Source organism: Bhargavaea ullalensis, assembly GCF_042432615.1.
Taxonomy (GTDB): Bacteria; Bacillota; Bacilli; order Bacillales_A; family Planococcaceae; genus Bhargavaea; species Bhargavaea ullalensis.
Map to the genome: position 1 here is coordinate 1 of NZ_JBHLWY010000016.1, position 18,054 is coordinate 18,054.

Below are 18,054 nucleotides of genomic sequence, written 5' to 3' on the forward strand. Positions count from 1 at the left end.
AATTGTCCGTTTTATAGGGTTCGGTTCAGTCACAGAAAGTCGTTTTTATCGACTTTCTGGACAGCCCCGCTGAAGTGAATTTTTTTCTATTTATAGTGTCGCCTCCAGGACAACCGGGCAATGGTCGCTGCCCATCACGTCACAGTGGATGTCAGCTCCGGTCAGGACGGGCACGAGGCGTTCCGATACGAGAAAGTAGTCAATCCGCCATCCGATATTGCGCTCGCGGACTTTGTTCATGTACGACCACCAAGAATAGACGTCTGTCTTTTCCGGATAGAAATGCCGGAATGAGTCGACGAATCCGGCGCCGAGGAGTTCGGTCATCTTGCTGCGTTCCTCGTCCGTAAAACCGGAATTCCCGACATTCGTCCGGGCGTTTTTCAAGTCGATTTCCCGGTGGGCGACATTCATGTCACCGCAGACGATGACCGGCTTCATCTGGTCGAGCGCAGCCAGATGCCCCCGGAAAGCCTCCTCCCACTCCAGCCGGAAAGGCAGCCTGGCCAAATCCCTCTGTGAGTTGGGCGTATAAACGTTCACCAGATAAAACCCGGGAAATTCAAGCGTCAGCACACGGCCTTCCTCCTGAGTGTTTTCCCCGCCGAGCCCGTAGCGGACTTCCATCGGTTCCTCTTTTGTGAAGACGGCCGTGCCCGAATACCCTTTTTTCACGGCATAGTTCCAATATTGATGGTAGCCCGGGAACTCCAGGTCGATCTGTCCTTCCTGAAGCTTCGTTTCCTGCACGCAGAAAATATCTGCATCCACTTCCCGGAAATACTCTTCAAAACCCTTTTTCACACAGGCACGAAGCCCGTTCACGTTCCAGGATACAAACCGCATGGAAAGCCCTCCTTTTCAATCAAAAAGGGGCTGTCCGGCAAGAGGTGAAGTTCCCGTGAGACAGCGAAAAGCAAGGACGGCGGGTGACTTCTGCGGGAAATCCGGCCGGCCAAGACTCCAGAAGAACGCAATGCGCCTGCTAAGCCCCAACAGGCAAAAGCCATTGCGCAAAGCGGAGCCTGCTCCGCGGCGTGCAATGGCTTTTGACCCGAGGGGCTGGCGGGTGGAGCCTGCCCCGCACGGCTGTAAGCCGGAGGAGGCTTGGCGGTTGGCCCGCGGAAAGCAACCAGAGTCCCTGCTTTTTGCAATTTCTAAGGGGAAACCGACTTTTGGGACAGCCCCATTCCCCTAACGCAGCCTGATCAACCGAGGTCGACGTTGTGGTAGACCTGCTGGACGTCTTCCAGATCGTCGAGCACATCGATCATCTTCTCGAACTGCGCCTGCTCTTCTTCGGAAAGAGACACTTCGTTCTGGGGCAGCATCGTCAGTTCGGCCACCTGGAATTCGGTGATGCCGTTTTTCCCGAATGCTTCCTGAACGGCGTGGAACTCATCCGGCTCCGCATAGACGATGACGGTGCCGTCTTCTTCAAATACGTCACGAACCTCGATGTCTTCCTCCATCAGGAGCTCGAGCACTTCCTCTTCGGATTTCCCTTCAACGCCGAACACCGCCGTTGAATCAAACATATAGGAGACCGATCCGCTGACTCCCATGTTGCCGCCGTTCTTGCCGAATGCGGCACGCACTTCGGATACCGTCCGGTTGACGTTGTTTGTCAGGGCATCGACGATGACCATCGAGCCCGAAGGACCGAAGCCTTCATAGCGCATTTCATCGAATGTTTCGTCGGAACCGCCCTTCGCTTTGTCGATCGCCCGGTCAATGATATGCTTTGGAACATTATAGGTTTTCGCCCGTTCCAGCACCATCTTCAGTCCCTGGTTCGACTCGGGATCCGGCTCGCCCCTGCGTGCGGCCATGTAGATCTCCCGGCCGAATTTGGCATTGACCCGGCTGGTGCTCTGGTCTTTTGCCGCTTTTTTATCCTTGATGTTATTCCATTTACGTCCCATTTTCGGTTCACTCACTTTCACATTTGAGCTTACTCAACAACTTATTATACCATTTTCTTTCATCAAAATAAAAGATGGAGACGTCCGCTAAGATGAATCCGTTTCTCTGTGATATGATGGGAGGAAAAGACAGCTTCAGAAAGGCCGGGATAAATCATGGAAACCGTACGTCTGACCACACTTACGAAAAAAGGCGGCTGCGGCTGCAAAATCGGACCGGCTGACCTGGCCGGCGTCCTGCGCGAATTGCCTGCCGCAGTTCCTGACCCGAACCTGCTCGTCGGCCTCGATACAAGCGACGACGCGGGCGTGTATCAGCTCACCGACGAGCTGGCTCTTGTCCAGACAACCGACTTCTTTACACCGATCGTCGACGATCCGTATGATTTCGGCCAGGTTGCCGCGACAAACGCGATCAGTGATATTTATGCGATGGGCGGAAAGCCGATCACCGCATTGAATATCGTCGCATTTCCGATTGCGAACCTGGACAAAAAGATCCTCGCCGACATTCTCCGCGGTGCTGCGGACAAAATGGCGGAGGCCGGCGTCACGCTTGTCGGCGGACATTCGATCGACGACCAGGAACCGAAATTCGGACTTGCCGTCACAGGCACCGTTCACCCTTCCAAAATCAGGACGAATGCAGGAGCCCGTCCGGGGGACAAACTGATCTTGACGAAGCCGATCGGGGTCGGCATTTATACCACTTCCCTCAAACGCGACCTCTTGTCGGAAGAAGACGTCCGTGAGGTCACCCGCATCATGACGACGCTGAACAAAACAGCCGCCGAAACGATGGACAGATTTGACGTCCACTCCACGACGGATGTCACCGGATTCGGGTTGCTCGGCCATGCCACCGAGATGGCGGAAGGAAGCGATGCCGGCCTCGTCATCTATTCCGAAGACGTTCCGGTTCTTCCGCGCACCCGGGAACTTGCCGGACAGGGCGCGGTTCCGGGCGGCACAAAAAATAACCATGCCCATGTATCTGATCGCGTCTGCTATGCCGATTCAATCGATGAAATCGGCCAGTGGATCCTCTGTGACGCCGTCACGTCCGGAGGCCTTCTGGCTTCGGTTGCCGGCAACGAAGCGGATGATCTGTTTCAGGCGCTCAGGGAAAATGGCGTAGACGCGCATATCATCGGGGAAGTGACCGAAGATCATGCAGGCAGGATTGTCGTAAAGTGAGAAAATGCAAGCAGAAAGAGATGAAAAGCTCCGATGAAACGTGAATTGACGCTCGATGAACTGTTCAAGCTGAGAGAGGCCGGCGGACATGCCCTGATCGACGTGCGCTCTCCGAAAGAGTTCGAAGAAGGCACCATGCCGGGCGCGGTCAATATTCCGATCTTCAACAACGAAGAACGTGCCGAAGTCGGAACGATTTATAAACAAAAGGGTCAGGAAGCAGCCAAGAAACGGGGGCTTGAAATTTTCTCCGCAAAACTGCCGGCTTTCGTGGACGAATTCCGGCAGATCGGCACCCCGTTCACCGTGTTCTGCTGGAGAGGGGGCATGCGGAGCAAAACGGCCGCAACCGTGACCGATCTGATGGGCCTCCGGTCCAGCCGGCTCACCGGGGGCATCCGGACCTACCGCCAATGGATCGTCTCCGAACTGGAAAAGGGACAGTTCAAGCCGCCGCTCATCGTTCTGAACGGCTATACCGGCTGCGGCAAGACCGCCATCCTCCACCGCCTGGCTGCGGACGGGTTCCCGGTCATCGATCTTGAAGGGATTGCCGGCCACCGCGGTTCCATTTTCGGTGGGATCGGCCTGCAGCCGAGCAACCAGAAGAAATTCGACGCCCTGCTTGTCGGCGAGATGAAGCGTCACGCCGATTCGCCGTATGTTGTCATCGAAGGCGAAAGCCGCCGGATCGGAAAATCCGTCCTGCCCGATTTCTTTGATCATAAAAAAAAGGACGGCACCCACTTGTTTCTCCGGCTTCCCGCCGATGTGCGGGTCGACAACATCCTGGCCGATTATGATCCCGATCAGGATCCCGCACGGTTCCTTGAAGCCTTTTCAAGGATTGAGAGAAGAATCCACACCCCCATTGCCCGGGAAATCCGCGGTTATCTGGAAACACGGGAGTTTCCGGACGCGGTCCGGCTGCTCCTTGAATACTATTACGATCCCCGCTATGAGCATTCCGCCGGCCTGACCGAGGATGATGAGCGGCAGATCTTCATTGATGCAACGGACATGGAAGATGCCTACCGGAAAGTTCGTCAGACCATCCAGCGGCTCAGCCGCCATACGGATGAACTCGAAGCCGCTGCAGATCTTGGCTCGGAAAACTAATCATCACAACGAAAAAACAGGACCCCCGCTGCGCAATCAAGCGCTGCCGGAGAGTCCTGTTTTTTCGCATTGACTTTGACTTCAGTGAAGTCTTTCCCGCTCGATCCGGTCAAGCAGCGCGATGCAGCCCGCCGTCACCAGCTCATACGTTTCGTTGAAATCACCCGTATACCATGGATCCGGAACGTCACCGGCTTCCACCGCCCCGTCGAGCAGCCGGACAATCTTCGGATTTTCGGGCTGTCCGAGCATCCCCCGGGCATCCCGGATGTTCTGCTCATCCATGCAGACAATGTAATCGAACTGATCAAAATCCCCTTTTACGAGTTGTCGGGCCTGCATGCCTTCATAAGAAATCCCTTTCTCGTCCAGCTTTTTCCTCGTGCCTTCATGGGGTGCTTCCCCCGCATGCCAGGAGCCGGTCCCGCAGAATCAACACTGATTTCATCAGATAGGCCGCGGTCCTCGACAAGGCGGCGCATGACCGCCTCAGCCATCGGGGATCTGCAAATGTTGCCGAGGCAGACAAATAATACGGATACCATGCTTTTCCTCCTCCCCCATTCTCCATGGCCGGAGAACGGAATCTTCTCCCCTGCACTATATCGGAATGTGTGCCGGCTCTCCATTTTGCATTCCCCTTATGGATATGCTAAATTAGAATTATTACAATCTGAGAATTGGAGTGGACCGCTTGAAATCCTACATACCGGCAATCCATTTCCGCTCCGTTTCTTATGAGGCGGGAGGAAAAAAGATTTTAAAAAACATCACCGGCTCTTTCCCCGCCGGTAAAATCACCACGCTTGTCGGCCCTTCCGGTGCGGGCAAGACGACTGTGCTCAAAATGTGCAACGGTCTCCTTTCTCCTTCATTCGGAGACATCGTTGTGAGCGGACGGCCGATCGGTGACTATGAGCCAACCGATCTGAGACGCCGAGTCGGCATCGCACTGCAGGACGCGCCTGTCATAAAAGGGACCGTCTTCGACAATCTGGCATTGCCGCTCCGGCTCCGGAAAAAAGAGCTGTCCGAAGAAGCGGCCGAAGCCTGGCTGGAGGACGTCGGTTTGGAGAAAGAGTACCTGGACACAAAAGCGGCCGAATTGTCGGGCGGCCAGCGTCAGAAAGTGTCCATTGCCCGGACGCTCATCAACGAGTCGGAAATTCTTCTTCTTGATGAAATCACCTCGGCGCTGGACCGGACTTCCCGCCGCGAAGTGGAAGACCTGATAGTCCGCATCAATCAAAAATACGGGACGACAATCATCTGGATCACCCATAACCTCGAGCAGGCCGTTTCAATCGGTGATTATACGTGGGTTCTCATCAACGGGAAGCTGGTTGAAACCGGAGAAAGCAGTTTATTGGAGCATCCCCAAAACGAACGTGTCCTGGAATTCGTGAAAGGAGGAGACGCATGAGTCCGGTCGCCCTGTCACTCACACTCATTTTCGTCCTGATCCCGCTCGTGCTGTCGAAAACCCTTCATCTCGGGCTTGAGAAAGACACGCTGATCGCAACTGTCCGGTCGATCATCCAGTTGTTTGCGGTCGGCTATATTCTGAAATTCGTGTTCGAGTCCGACAGCTGGACCTACATCCTGCTTATGGTGGTGCTCATGATCTTGGCCGCCGTGCAAAACGCCAGGAAGAAAGGAAAGTCGATTTCCGGCATCACATGGAAGATCACGGCGACCATTGTGGCGGTGGAAGTGCTCACTCAGGGGATTCTCCTCGGGTTCTCGATCGTTCCGGCGGAGGCCCAGTACATCATCCCGATCAGCGGAATGGTCGTCGGCAACTCGATGGTTCTGTCGATTTTGTTCCTGAACCGCTTCACCGCCGAAACGGAAGCCCACCAGGACCGGACCGAGCTCATTTTGTCTCTTGGCGGAACGCCGAAGCAGGCGATCCATGCCCAGCTGACTGACGCCATCAAGGCCAGCATGATTCCGACGATCGAAAGCCAAAAAACGATGGGCCTCGTCCAGCTCCCGGGAATGATGAGCGGACAAATCATCGCCGGTGCCGATCCGGTTCAGGCTGTCCAGTTCCAGCTCCTCATCCTGTTCCTCCTCCTTACGACCGCCGCAGTCTCGAGCATCCTCCTCGGCTTCCTGTCTTATCCCTCGCTGTTTAACGAACGGATGCAGCTTCTGAGAGAACGGGGCATTGACTGACCGGCCCGTGCACGTATCAAATGAGATTGATGGAACGCGGCCGAAGAGGGTATAGGAGAATACCCATGAACGCAAGGAGGTTCACTTATGTACAAACGAATTTTATTGGCGGTCGACGGTTCCGAAAACTCGCTCCGGGCGGTCAGGCAGGCGTCGGAGCTCGCCAGGATTTCGGAGGGCGCTGTCGAGCTCGTCTTTGTGATTGACTTTTCCAGGCCCAAGGAAGCCATGATGCATCCTGAGGGGATGGATCAGCTCGATCTCCAGCGGCAGCAGCAGCTTCTGCCGGCAAAAAGCCTGCTGGACGGCGAGGGAATCCTTCATGAAGTGACCATCCTGCGCGGAGAACCCGGCCCGACACTCGTTTCGTACGCCAATGCCAATGCGTTTGACCTTGTCGTGCTCGGCAGCAGAGGGCTGAATCCCCTGCAGGGACTGGTGCTGGGAAGCGTCAGCCACAAAGTCATGAAGCGGGTTCACTGCCCGGTTCTGATTGTGAAATAGAAAAGACGGAAGCCGCACAAGCGGGCTTCCGTCTTTTTTAAGTTTCAGGGATCAATGTTTCCAGTTCTTCACCATGCCGAGCGCAATGATGGCGATAAATGCGACCAGTGCCACAACAATCAGGATCTCCAGAAGGTTGTCTCCCAAGTAATGAGCGTTCATCGTGGTTCCTCCTTAACTACATGCAATCTGTCGGTCCTAGCGGGCCTGCCTCTTTATTGTAACGCATACCCGGATTTTGCGGTATATATGCAAGCATTATTATTTGCCGCTGCTTTGCCATTACCGTACCTTGCCCCGGTGAGCGGCATCCATGCAGTCTCTTTTCACCTGTTCAAACCGATCCTGCAAAATCTAATGCAGATTTCCTGAAGTGTTATCTTTATCTGGAAAAGCGTTATCTTTATCTGGCCGACCCTTTGGCCCGCCCTAAGAAACATAAAGAACACGCAAATATCTTGCGTGTCCTCTTTTCCTTCCAGCATTCACTGGGCCTTTGCCTGCAGTTGTTCACGGGCACGGCCGTCGACGACTTCCACCTGCCACTGGTCATTGACATAGAGTCCGATGATTTCCACATCCAGTCCCCACGTAGAAATCAGTTCGATGGATTCGCGGATCCGTGCTTTCTTGAGTTCTCCGTCCACTGCGTGGCCGGCGCAATCATAATGCCCTGCGATTGCCAGCACTGTGGATCCGTGTTTATCGGTGGACACCCGGACCCGCTCGATGATCGCGTCGATTTTGTCCTGATTGTTGCTGAGCAGGACTTTGTTCGGCCCGGCCTCGGTGACCGAGTCCACATATTTAGCGTTATAGCGGTTTTTCATCCACTGGATGACCGGCTCCTGCACTCGCCCATCCATACAGTTAATGACTGTGACAAATTCGTGCTGTTCCATTCGCTGTCCCTCCATATTTCCGGGCCGAGAACGGCCCGTAGGATCGGCTTTGTCCGCCAGCGGAAAACCTTACACCTTAGCATACCAATTTTCAGACGGGATTGACGAACAATTTGTCGAAAAACCGAAAACTGATTCGATTGACATGCGCCTTTCAGACTATCCCCCGCAGCTCAAACCACTTTTTTTCTGGACATTCTGTGTTCCTTCATCCCGTGGATGAGGATATAAAGAATCAGCGACACGATGATCACCGCACCGAGCCATTTATACATCCCCGCGTAGCCGAGCGTCGGAACAAGCAGGCCCAGGACATACGGACCAAAGCCCACTCCTGCATCAAGCGCGATAAAGTAAGTGGAAGTGGCAAGGCCGAGACGATGGGGATCGGCCACTTTGATCGCGATGGCCTGTGCGCTTGACTGGAAGTTGCCGAAACCGAGGCCGATGAGCACACCAGCCACCAATAGCATCCATCCGGCCGAAGAAACACTGAGCATGTACAGACCCACGGAAAAAAGAAGCAGCGCCGGCACAACGACAAGATTCGCTCCTTTCAGATCCAGCAGGCGGCCCGTGAACGGACGTGACAACAGCACCGCCACTGCATAGACGAGGAAGAAAAAGCTGGAAGCTGTGACAAGTCCGATTTCTTCGGCATAAAACATGATAAAGCTCAGAACACCCGCATAGCCGAGGGCCACCAGCAGAGTAACAAGCGCGATCGGCAAGGCATTCCTTTCCATGAAACTCCAAATTCCGAACTTCGCCTTCTCCTGTCCGGCCTGTTTAACATCGTCGGCGGCCGGCTTCTTAAGAGAAAGACCCATCAGCAGGGCAATCACCGCCAGCGCCAGACAAAACACAAAGACCATATTGAAGCTCATGTATTTCGTGAGCAAAATTCCGAGGAACGGACCGATCGCCGCAGCCAGGACGGCGCTCATGCTATAATAGCCGATTCCTTCCCCGCGGCGGTCAGGCGGAAGAATCTTGGCGACGATCGTACCCGTAGCCGTCGATCCGATACCCATCCCGATTCCGTGGAAGAAGCGGACGAGCAAGATGAGCGGAAGATTCACTGCAGTAAAGTACAAAGAGCCGGTGATAACATAAACGACCAGTCCGATTAATAAGATCTTTTTGCTGCCGACCTTTTCCACGACAGCCCCTGCCATAAATCTGGCAACGAGCGCACCGATGATAAAAACACCGGATACAAGCCCGGCTGTGCTGGCACTGACGCCGAATGTTGCTGACGCGTACGGGCCGATCGTCACCATCAGCAAATACATGACGAGCATCAGAAAGAAATTGATTGCCGATACAAAAACGAAATCCTTTGTCCAAAGCTTGTGTTCTTGATTCATTGGAACCCTCTTTCTAAACATTAGGATGAAAAAGCCGGATCAGTCGGCCAGCTTGCTGCGGATGGCGGTAAGCAGTTCCGCCATCCTTTGCTGTTCACTCACTGGAATACCCCCGAGCAACTCTTTCTCGACTCCGGATACCGCGGCAAACGCCTTTTCGAACAGGACTTTGCCTTCTTCAGTAAGGAAAATGATCTTTTCCCTCCGGTCACGGCCGGCTTTGGAATCGATCAATCCCCGTTCATGCAGCTGCTGGAGATTCCGGGACACGGTCGGCTTTTCGACATACTGCCTGGCGGCAATTTCGGCCGGGGCCATCTCTCCTTCCTCGGCAATGAGCCTCAGCACCGACCAGTGCGGAACCGACAAGCCTTCAGCGGCGAGCACGGCACCGACTTTCGCGACGAGCGGCCGGTACAGATCAGTGTATCTCCTGAAAAACAGCTGATGCGGAAGCAAATCCATCGTGCACCTCCAAGCTCTCAAATTAGTTAGTTTCGCTAATCAACTATTACATCATAACATAGCCGGACCCTTCATGAAAAGGCCCGGCTGCCTGTTTTTTTAGCAAAGCGTTTGCAAAACTTTGTGTTTTGTAACCTCAGATGATCTTCGGCGACTCTTCCTTCCTTTTCTTTTCCGGCATCGGCAGCACATGGTCTGCCGTATAATCGAGTTTCATCTTTTCCAGTTCCAGCTTCATCTGCTCGGTCTCCGCGATGAAGTTTTGTTGCTTCAGCTGTTCAAGCTCAATCTCCTCCCTGACGAGTCCTGCCTTCAGTTTTGTCATTTGGCGCTGATGGTCGGTGATGATTGCAGAAACCGGGATGGTGGCTCCGATGGCGACAATGATGATGATCCAAAGCATGCCGGGTCCCTCCTTTGTTTAGTCCATTTCCTCATCTACTCTCAAAAGTCCTTTTCGGTTTCATTTCTCAGGATTAAAAAATATTTTGCGCCAACATTTTTTATTTTCACTGTTGATTAATTATCCTCCTTATTGCATAATCATTCTAATCATTCAATTGCGGAGGGGCTCTGATGAAAAAGAAACGGATCATCGTGAAAATCGGAAGCAGTTCAATCACGGACCGGACGGGCAGCCTGGCGGGTCCGCTTGTCGCGGAACATTCGGCCGCCATTGCCAAGCTGATGGATGCCGGACACGAAGTGGTCCTCGTTTCTTCGGGCGCCGTGGCGGCCGGGTTCAAAAACCTCGGCTATCCAAGCCGCCCATCGGCAATCGCTGCCAAACAAGCTGCAGCCGCGGTCGGCCAGGGCCTGCTCATGGAAGCTTATGCGGAGGAGTTCAAAAAACACGGGATCGTCACTGCGCAGCTGCTCCTCACCAGGCAGGACCTCATGAAAAAAGATCGTTTCCACAATACGGGACGGATGCTGGAAGAACTGCTCAACCGGCGGGCCCTCCCGATCGTGAATGAAAACGATTCAGTATCGGTGGAAGGAATCACATTCGGCGACAATGACATGCTGTCGGCATTGGCGGCAGGCCTCGTACATGCCGACTTTCTGGCCATCCTGACCGATGTCGACGGCATTTATGACGGTAATCCGAATGACAATCCAAATGCCCGGAAATACACATTCATCGCCGAAGTGCATGACGGACTGATCCAGGCAGCCGGTGGGACGGGATCTTCTGTCGGCACAGGCGGCATGCGTTCGAAGATCCTCGCGGCCCGTACAGCAGGATCTCTCGGCGTCAATGTTTTCATCGGTACAGGACGGGGAGCCCGGAAGCTTCTCGATATTGTGGAAGGCCGCGGAAACGGGACCTATATCGGAAGCTCTTCCCGGTTGTCCGGCAAGGACTCCAAACGATGGATGGCCCTCTGTTCCGTCCCGGCCGGCTCGATCACCGTCGATGAGGGCGCTGCCAAAGCGCTTTCCTCACGGGGAACGAGTTTGCTTCCCGTCGGTATCACAGAAGTGACCGGAACGTTCGGGGCCGGAGAAGTGACAGATGTTTTGAACGTTGACGGCGACTTGATCGGCAGGGGGATGGTGAATTACCCGTCCGGAGTTATCCGGAAAATCATCGGAAAATCAGGGGATGCAGCGATGGAAATTTCCGGCGGGACCACACCGGAAGTCATCCACTGCAACCGCTGGATCCATCTGAAAAAAGAGGAGGCTGTGCGATGAACATGCACTTGAAAACCGGACCGGCCGAAGAGCTGGCGTCCAAAGGAGCTGCCGCAAAACAAGCTGCCGCAGAGCTCGCATTGCTGGAAACGGAACAAAAGAACTCTGCACTGCTGGCGATTGCCGATCAGCTCGGCAAAAGGAAAGCCGATATCATTGAGGCGAACCGCTTCGATATCCAAGCCGGCCGCGCAGCCGGGATGTCCGAATCACTGCTTGACCGGCTGCGGCTGGACGAAGGAAGGATCCGGGATATGGCGTCCGCACTGAGGGAACTTACCATGCTCGAAGATCCTGTCGGCAAAACAGTGGACAGCTGGGACCGGCCGAACGGGCTTGAATTGTCATCGGTCCGGGTACCGCTCGGCGTGGTCGGCATCATCTATGAGGCGAGACCGAATGTCACGGTCGATGCAGCCGCCCTCTGCCTCAAGACCGGGAACGCCGTCCTGCTGCGCGGCAGCTCCTCCGCCATCCGCTCGAACATCATGCTCGTTTCCATTATCCAGGAAGCCATCAGCGGGCAGGGAATTCCGGCTGCGTCCGTCCAACTAATCGAAGACACGAGCCGCGAAACAGCGGCCAGGCTGTTCAAGATGAATGATGTGCTAGACGTGCTCATTCCCCGTGGCAGCTCAGCACTCATCCGCGCCGTCGCCGAGCAGTCTACGGTGCCCGTCATCGAGACCGGCGCGGGCAACTGCCACGTTTACATTGATGATTCAGCGGACAAAGACATGGCCATCCGGATTGCGGTCAACGCCAAAACACAGCGGCCATCCGTCTGCAATGCGGCCGAGACCATTCTCGTCCACGCAGACTGGCCGCATGGCGCCTGCCTGATTGCCGCGCTTCAGGAGAAAGGCGTGCTCATCCGGGGGGACGAACGCATCTGCGGCCTCGCCGGCGGGACGCTGCCGGCGTCGGACGAAGACTGGGCGGCGGAGTTCCTCGGACCGGAAGCCGCCATGAAGACGGTGGAGTCAACCGAAGAAGCGATCCGGCATATCAACCGGTACGGCACCCGGCACTCCGAGTCAATCGTAACCTCTTCCCCTGACGAGGCCGAAAAGTTCCTGGCCGGTGTCGATGCCGCCGCCGTCTACCACAATGCCTCCACCCGTTTCACCGACGGATTTGAATTTGGTTTCGGTGCAGAGCTCGGCATCAGCACCCAGAAACTCCATGCTCGCGGGCCCATGGGTCTGTCCGCGCTCACCTCGGTAAAGACGGTGATCCGCGGAAACGGGCAGTGCAAGCAATAAACAGGAACAGGGCGTCCCGGTCGACGGACGCCCTGTTTATTTGCCGGAAAGCTGATTATCCGGACAAACCGGAGGCGATAATGAGCGGAACAGCTGATGCTCAGAAAGGAGCGGTCATCATTCAAGAAAGATTACCCGAACCTGAAAACCCGAAATTCCGACATCGATCCTTGAATCTTTGGGCGGGCATATTGTTCGGATTGGGGTTTGTGGCATTTATCGATGAGACGGTTTTCCATCAGATTTTGCACTGGCATAAGTTCTATGACCGGTCTTCCACGGCAGCAGGATTGGTCTCTGATGGATTGTTCCACGCCTTCAGCTGGTTTGCGACTGTCGGAGGCCTTTATCTTGTGGCTGACTTGAGGAGAAAGAAGGCGTTTTGGCACAGGATGTTCTGGGGCGGAAAGCTTCTTGGCGGGGGTGCTTTCCAGCTCTATGACGGAACGATTCAGCACAAGCTGATGCGGATTCACCAAATCCGCTACGAGGTGGACATCGTTCCGTATGACATCATCTGGAACGGACTGGCGATTGTGATGATCGCGTTCGGCCTGATCCTGATCCGCTCGGCAAAAAAAGATCTCTCCGGCCGGAAAGTGATCGTCAATGCCTCATGAATTCACCGATGGGTGGACAACCGCCATTTCAGCCATTGCTCTCCTCATCGGCTTAACCGGCGTATTCTTATACTTCTGGGGCATGGCAGCTTCCGGCCGCAAAGGCAGATACCGTCGCTGGCCCGGGCGGCGGCCATTGTGCTGGTCTTCCGGCATTTTTTTCGCGTGGCTGCCGTTGTCCCCCTTTTTCCTCGAAGCGGCCCATCATGATTTTCGTTTCCACATGACCGGACACCTTCTGCTTGGGATGGCTGCGCCGATGCTGATGGCTGCCGGCGCACCTGTCAAGCTGCTGCTTCGATCCTTGCCTGTCAACAAGGCAAGGAAGGTTGCGGGAGTGATCCGAAAGCCTGTTTTTTCTTTTTACCGTCATCCTGTCACTGCATCTGTCTTGAATATCGGGGGGCTTTGGATTCTTTATACCACTCCCCTGTTTGGACTCATGCATCATCACCCGCTCCTGTTTCTCCTGGTGCATGCTCATCTGTTTCTGGCGGGCTACCTCTTTACGGTTTCGGTGCTTTATTTTGATCCGGCGCCAAACGGTCACAGCCCCTTGTTCAGGACGATTGTATTCATTCCGTCCCTCGCCGCGCATGGAATATTGAGCAAACTCCTCTATGCTTATCCGCCGTCCGGTGTTTCTTTGGAACAAGCGAGGCAAGGGGCGATGATCATGTATTACGGCGGCGACTTGATCGACCTTGCCATCATCGTTGTGCTGTTTCACGGCTGGTACAAAAAACCCGGCTACCGACGGACCAAAAGCCGGTTCGGCGCCAAAAAGCCGGTCTCTTTGTGACAAGAGACCGGCTTTTTTTTCTGATCCTTACGAAACGAGCTTCAGCCCGATGGCACCGACGAGGATGACGAGAAGACTGAGCACACGTTGGAGATTGCGGGATTCCCCGAAGAATATCATATTTATCAGAACGGCCCCGGCGGTTCCAAGACCGATCCAGACCGCATAGGCCACGCTCAGCTGCAGATAGTCAAACGCCTGGTAAAGCAGCAAGAACGAAAGTCCGAACCCGCCGAGATACAGCAGTGTGTTCAGCTTGTTCCGGTGCTGACTGTACAAGTGAAGGCCGACCGCCCCCGTCACTTCAAATGACGCGGCCGCCATGACGAAAAGCCATCCCATTATGCTTTCGCCTCCTTTTCTTCTTTGCCGTCAGCCAATTTCAGTCCGATGACGCCGGCAACGAGCAGGACGATGAAGAACAGCTTCGCCCCGTTCATCGTGCCGCCGAACAGGAAGACGTCCATGAGCACCGTACCGATTGAGCCGACTGCCGCAAACACGGCGTAGACTGTACCGGTCGGCAAGTTTTCGCATGCCTTGGCAAGAAAATGAAAATCCACAAGAATAATTGTGACAATGATCGCCCACTGCCACAAGTGGGTCGCCGTACTGAAACCGTACACCCAGACCAGTTCGAACAAACAGGTCAGGGCGACGTAAATCCAGGACTTGTTCATGATATCGATAACTCCTTTTTAAATGAATGACTATCAGTCATCGAGTGGAAACAAGATCGCCCTACTCGCGCAGGGCGTTTCTCAGGAACACACGCAACTCTTCCTTCTGTTCTTGTTCCCGGACGGGATCGTATGCGTCATACAGATACACCTGCTCGGCGGCCGATTCGGTCAGACCGACCACAAGCCGGGCAAGTGCCGACGGATCCGCCGTCCTTACATGTCCCTCTTCCTGCCAGCGGCCGATCATCTCCGCGATGGACGCATAGAGGGATGTATAGATGTCCTCCCATTCCCGGACATGTTCCGTTGAGGAAAGACCCGCATAGACGAGGGTGGCGACGTCCCGGTATTCAGCCGTCACTTCAAACACCGCATCAATGAGTTGCAGGAGCTGGCCTTCCCAATCCGTCTCGGGCTTTACGTGACGCCGGGCGGTCTCCTCCAATTGACGGGCCATCCGCTCCGCAATTGCCGGCATGACGGACAGCTTGGAAGGAAAGTATAGATAAAATGTCCCTTGTGCAATTTCAGCTTTCCGGACAATATCCGATACTTTTGTGCCTTCGATGCCCTTGTCCCTGAATACCTCGACCGCTGCGCGGATGATCCGCTCTCTCTTGTCCAACGGGTATCCTCCTCTCTACTGACTGACTTTCATTCATTTTATATCAAAAACCACGGCAGGTCAACCGGGAATGTGGCGGTCCGATTGAAACCGGGGCGGAAGTTCTTTAAACTGAAGCTGAAGTCCAATTACTCGGAAAAGGATGATGACTTGATGGCAAAAGAAGTGGAGCTCGGTAAATCCGGCCTGTTCGTCAATCCGGTCGGCCTTGGCACTAATGCAGTCGGCGGGCACAATCTGTATCCTGATCTGAACGAAGAAACCGGAAAGGATCTTGTCCGCACGGCAATCGGACAGGGAATGAATTTCCTTGACACGGCATTCATCTACGGCCCCGAGCGGTCCGAAGAACTTGTCGGTGAAGTGGTAAAGGAAACCGGCAGCCGTCAGGATGTAATCATTGCCACAAAAGGCGCCCACAACCTGGGTGTCGGCAGACGTTCCTACGACAACTCCCCCGCCTTCCTCCGCAATCAGGTCGAGCAGAGCCTGCGCCGCCTTCAGACAGACTACATCGACTTGTATTACATCCACTACCCCGATGAAAACACGCCGAAAGACGAAGCGGTCGGCGCCCTGAAAGAAATGAAAGACGAAGGACTGATCCGCGCGATCGGCGTCTCGAACTTCTCGCCCGAACAGCTGAAGGAAGCGAACAAGGACGGATATGTCGACGTGCTTCAGGGCGAGTACAATCTGCTGAATCGCACGGCCGAACAGGACTACTTCCCGTATGTTGCGGAACACGGCATTTCGTTCGTCCCTTACTTCCCGCTTGCGGCAGGTCTGCTGGCCGGAAAGTACACGCCGGAAACCGTGTTTGACGACCTGAGGAAAAACAAACCGGAGTTCCAGGGAGAAGCGTTCCGCAGCAATCTTGAGAAAGTGGACAAGCTGCGGCCGATTGCGGAAGCAAAGGGTGCCGAGATCGCCCACGTGGTCCTTGCCTGGTACCTGACCCGCGACACTATTGACGCCATCATTCCGGGTGCGAAAAAGCCGTCGCAGGTGGCCGACAACCTGAAAACGCTGGATGTCCGGCTCACAGAAGCGGAAATCAGCGAGATCGACCGGCTCTTTTCCCGAGAAGCATAAAAAGCGAGCAGATCCCCGATACGGGATCCGCTCGCTTTTTTCTTAAATCGTTTCAGGCACGGGCCGGACGTCATCTGCCGCTTCGTCCTGAGGCTGGACGAGCGCGTGGCTCTCCCAGGCGCGGCTTTTCCACCGGAGCGCCATCGCGATGCCCCTCGTCCATTCATCTGCGGCGATCGCCAGCCAGACGCCGACGATTCCGAGATCCATGACAAACACGAGGAAATAGCCGAGCGGCAGGCTCATGAGCACCATCGAGACCGCCGCCATGAGAACCGGAAACTTGGCGTCCCCGGATGCTCGCAGCGAGTTGATGATGACAATATTGAATGTGCGCCCGGTTTCCAGCAACACCGACAGGACCAGCACCGAAGCGCCGAGCCGGATGATTTCTTCATTGTCTGTGAACAAGCGCATGAGCGGATACCGGAGTACCGTCACGGCCCCGACCATGCCGAATGTAAAGACAAATGCCCATTTCAGGCTTTTCCAGAGAGAATGATAAGCGACTTCCTGCTGCCCGCTCCCGACGAGCCGCCCGGTGATGATCGACGTGCCGAGACCGATTGCCAGTGCGAACAGATAGCTGAACATCGAAATATTGACGGCATACTGCCGGGCGGCAAGCGCCTCGGTGCCGAGATAAGTTACATAATAGAGGAACACGAGCTGGCAACCCTGATAAAGGATCTGTTCAAATGCCGACGGCAATCCGATATGGAGGATTTTCCCGACAAATTCTTTTGTCCAGCTGAAGTAATAACGGAACTCAATCCGGTAATCAAGCACTTTATAGAGCACCCACAGGAAGACGAACAGGGCGATGAGCCGGCTTGCGACGGATGAGATTGCCGCCCCCCTGACGCCGAGTTCGGGCAGACCGAATTTGCCGAAGATCAGTGCGTAGTTCCCTGCGATGTGCAAAATGTTCATTCCGAGCGACACGAACATCGTCTGCTTCGTGAAGCCGTGGACGCGGATGATGGCGGACAGCGAATTGATGACCGCCTGCAGGAAGATTGCGCCCCCGACAATCACCAGGTAGGCCTGAGCATGCGCGAGCACTTCTCCGCTCAGATTCATCGCGGACATGATGCGGCCGGTGAACAAGATGAAGATTCCGCTCAAAGCCAGTCCAACAAGCAGATTCAGTGAAACGGCGATTGCGGAAATTCGGGAAACTTCTATATAACGTTTGGAACCCAAGTATTGTGAAACAACAATCGCCGCTCCGTTGCCGACGACTTCCAGGATCAAGATGGCGATCTGGACATACTGATTGGCGGCTCCGACCCCGGACACCGCATCGTCAGACAGTGAACTCAGCATAAATGTGTCGACGAGCCCCATCAAAGTGAATAAAAACAGTTCTAAAAAAATCGGCCACGTCAGCTGAAAGAGATTCAGCTTGTTTTCTGTCCCGGCGCCTGCGTCCGCTGCCATTTCTGCATTCCTCTTTCATCGGTAAAATAAAAACAGGATGTATCATAGCACACCCTGTCGTTATTTGGAAATACTATTCTCGAAGAAAAAGAACTGTGAACTGTGGCTCAATTCTTGATTGTCCGCCGGTTGCACCATGCCCGCTTCTGCTCTTTCC

Annotated in this window: 20 protein-coding genes and 1 pseudogene; 10 read left to right on the top strand and 11 right to left on the bottom strand. The window is 54.7% G+C overall.

Translation table 11 applies throughout. The features are described 5' to 3' along the window. Nucleotides 1-90: 90 nt before the first annotated feature. Together ACFFIY_RS04145 and ACFFIY_RS04150 are read right to left on the bottom strand one after the other, a co-directional pair. Nucleotides 91-846 (bottom strand): exodeoxyribonuclease III, encoded by a 756-nt coding sequence (locus tag ACFFIY_RS04145; protein ID WP_354198923.1) that lies wholly within the window; start codon nt 844-846, stop codon nt 91-93. A 362-nt stretch (nt 847-1,208) separates the two neighbouring features. After that, nucleotides 1,209-1,925, bottom strand: a complete 717-nt coding sequence (locus tag ACFFIY_RS04150) for a YebC/PmpR family DNA-binding transcriptional regulator (protein ID WP_354198921.1) — start codon at nt 1,923-1,925, stop codon at nt 1,209-1,211. Between the two features lie 156 nt (nt 1,926-2,081). Between ACFFIY_RS04150 and selD the strand changes: the two genes are divergently transcribed. Beyond that, nucleotides 2,082-3,122, top strand: coding sequence for a selenide, water dikinase SelD (gene selD, locus ACFFIY_RS04155; protein WP_354198919.1), 1,041 nt, complete (start codon nt 2,082-2,084; stop codon nt 3,120-3,122). Nucleotides 3,123-3,155: 33 nt separating this feature from the next. Beyond that, nucleotides 3,156-4,241 (top strand): tRNA 2-selenouridine(34) synthase MnmH, encoded by a 1,086-nt coding sequence (gene mnmH / locus ACFFIY_RS04160; protein ID WP_354198917.1) that lies wholly within the window; start codon nt 3,156-3,158, stop codon nt 4,239-4,241. Nucleotides 4,242-4,322: 81 nt separating this feature from the next. Here mnmH and ACFFIY_RS04165 read toward each other — a convergent pair. Further along, a pseudogene (locus ACFFIY_RS04165) lies at nt 4,323-4,870 on the bottom strand (low molecular weight protein-tyrosine-phosphatase). A 65-nt stretch (nt 4,871-4,935) separates the two neighbouring features. Here ACFFIY_RS04165 and ACFFIY_RS04170 point away from each other — a divergent pair. The 3 genes from ACFFIY_RS04170 to ACFFIY_RS04180 all read left to right on the top strand — a co-directional run bounded on the left by ACFFIY_RS04170 (nt 4,936) and on the right by ACFFIY_RS04180 (nt 6,926). Beyond that, on the top strand, nt 4,936-5,664 hold the full coding sequence (locus tag ACFFIY_RS04170) for an ABC transporter ATP-binding protein (protein WP_354198928.1): 729 nt from the start codon (nt 4,936-4,938) through the stop codon (nt 5,662-5,664). Further along, nucleotides 5,661-6,422, top strand: a complete 762-nt coding sequence (locus tag ACFFIY_RS04175; protein ID WP_354198915.1) for an ABC transporter permease — start codon at nt 5,661-5,663, stop codon at nt 6,420-6,422. Before ACFFIY_RS04170 ends, ACFFIY_RS04175 begins: the two co-directional genes overlap by 4 nt. 87 nt (nt 6,423-6,509) lie before the next feature. Then, a complete protein-coding gene (locus ACFFIY_RS04180) occupies nt 6,510-6,926 on the top strand; it encodes a universal stress protein (RefSeq protein WP_354198913.1) in 417 nt (138 codons plus the stop codon). Between the two features lie 485 nt (nt 6,927-7,411). Here ACFFIY_RS04180 and ACFFIY_RS04185 read toward each other — a convergent pair whose 3' ends face one another. From ACFFIY_RS04185 to ACFFIY_RS04200, 4 genes are all read right to left on the bottom strand, one after another. After that, entirely contained in the window at nt 7,412-7,843 is a 432-nt protein-coding gene (locus ACFFIY_RS04185; protein WP_376837188.1) for a carbonic anhydrase, read from the bottom strand. Nucleotides 7,844-8,001: 158 nt separating this feature from the next. After that, on the bottom strand, nt 8,002-9,198 hold the full coding sequence (locus tag ACFFIY_RS04190) for an MFS transporter (protein WP_354198909.1): 1,197 nt from the start codon (nt 9,196-9,198) through the stop codon (nt 8,002-8,004). A gap of 39 nt (nt 9,199-9,237) precedes the next feature. Continuing rightward, nucleotides 9,238-9,663 carry a MarR family winged helix-turn-helix transcriptional regulator gene (locus ACFFIY_RS04195; protein ID WP_354198907.1) on the bottom strand — a complete coding sequence of 142 codons (426 nt, stop codon included), beginning with the start codon at nt 9,661-9,663 and terminating at the stop codon, nt 9,238-9,240. A 136-nt stretch (nt 9,664-9,799) separates the two neighbouring features. Further along, entirely contained in the window at nt 9,800-10,066 is a 267-nt protein-coding gene (locus ACFFIY_RS04200) for a hypothetical protein (RefSeq protein WP_354198905.1), read from the bottom strand. Between the two features lie 173 nt (nt 10,067-10,239). On the opposite strand from ACFFIY_RS04200, the gene proB reads away from it, so the two are divergent. From proB to ACFFIY_RS04220, 4 genes are all read left to right on the top strand, one after another. Then, nucleotides 10,240-11,364 (top strand): glutamate 5-kinase, encoded by a 1,125-nt coding sequence (proB, locus tag ACFFIY_RS04205; protein ID WP_354198903.1) that lies wholly within the window; start codon nt 10,240-10,242, stop codon nt 11,362-11,364. Continuing rightward, nucleotides 11,361-12,629, top strand: a complete 1,269-nt coding sequence (locus tag ACFFIY_RS04210) for a glutamate-5-semialdehyde dehydrogenase (RefSeq protein WP_354198901.1) — start codon at nt 11,361-11,363, stop codon at nt 12,627-12,629. The genes proB and ACFFIY_RS04210 overlap by 4 nt, the downstream gene beginning before the upstream one ends. A gap of 119 nt (nt 12,630-12,748) precedes the next feature. Further along, a complete protein-coding gene (locus ACFFIY_RS04215; RefSeq protein WP_354198927.1) occupies nt 12,749-13,249 on the top strand; it encodes a DUF2243 domain-containing protein in 501 nt (166 codons plus the stop codon). After that, nucleotides 13,239-14,051, top strand: coding sequence for a cytochrome c oxidase assembly protein (locus ACFFIY_RS04220; protein ID WP_354198899.1), 813 nt, complete (start codon nt 13,239-13,241; stop codon nt 14,049-14,051). The genes ACFFIY_RS04215 and ACFFIY_RS04220 overlap by 11 nt, the downstream gene beginning before the upstream one ends. A gap of 27 nt (nt 14,052-14,078) precedes the next feature. Here ACFFIY_RS04220 and ACFFIY_RS04225 read toward each other — a convergent pair whose 3' ends face one another. From ACFFIY_RS04225 to ACFFIY_RS04235, 3 genes are read right to left on the bottom strand one after another with little or no spacing between them, the layout of a single operon-like run. Beyond that, nucleotides 14,079-14,393: a DMT family transporter gene (locus ACFFIY_RS04225; RefSeq protein ID WP_354198897.1), complete on the bottom strand. Its 315-nt coding sequence runs from the start codon at nt 14,391-14,393 to the stop codon at nt 14,079-14,081. Beyond that, nucleotides 14,393-14,734 (bottom strand): DMT family transporter, encoded by a 342-nt coding sequence (locus tag ACFFIY_RS04230; protein WP_354198925.1) that lies wholly within the window; start codon nt 14,732-14,734, stop codon nt 14,393-14,395. The genes ACFFIY_RS04225 and ACFFIY_RS04230 overlap by 1 nt, the downstream gene beginning before the upstream one ends. A 58-nt stretch (nt 14,735-14,792) precedes the next feature. Further along, nucleotides 14,793-15,359 (bottom strand): TetR/AcrR family transcriptional regulator, encoded by a 567-nt coding sequence (locus ACFFIY_RS04235; RefSeq protein WP_354198895.1) that lies wholly within the window; start codon nt 15,357-15,359, stop codon nt 14,793-14,795. A gap of 153 nt (nt 15,360-15,512) precedes the next feature. Between ACFFIY_RS04235 and ACFFIY_RS04240 the strand changes: the two genes are divergently transcribed. Beyond that, nucleotides 15,513-16,454, top strand: coding sequence for an aldo/keto reductase (locus tag ACFFIY_RS04240; protein WP_354198893.1), 942 nt, complete (start codon nt 15,513-15,515; stop codon nt 16,452-16,454). Between the two features lie 42 nt (nt 16,455-16,496). On the opposite strand, the gene ACFFIY_RS04245 is transcribed toward ACFFIY_RS04240, so the two are convergent. Beyond that, nucleotides 16,497-17,897: an MATE family efflux transporter gene (locus ACFFIY_RS04245; RefSeq protein ID WP_354198891.1), complete on the bottom strand. Its 1,401-nt coding sequence runs from the start codon at nt 17,895-17,897 to the stop codon at nt 16,497-16,499. Between the last annotated feature and the right edge of the window lie 157 nt (nt 17,898-18,054).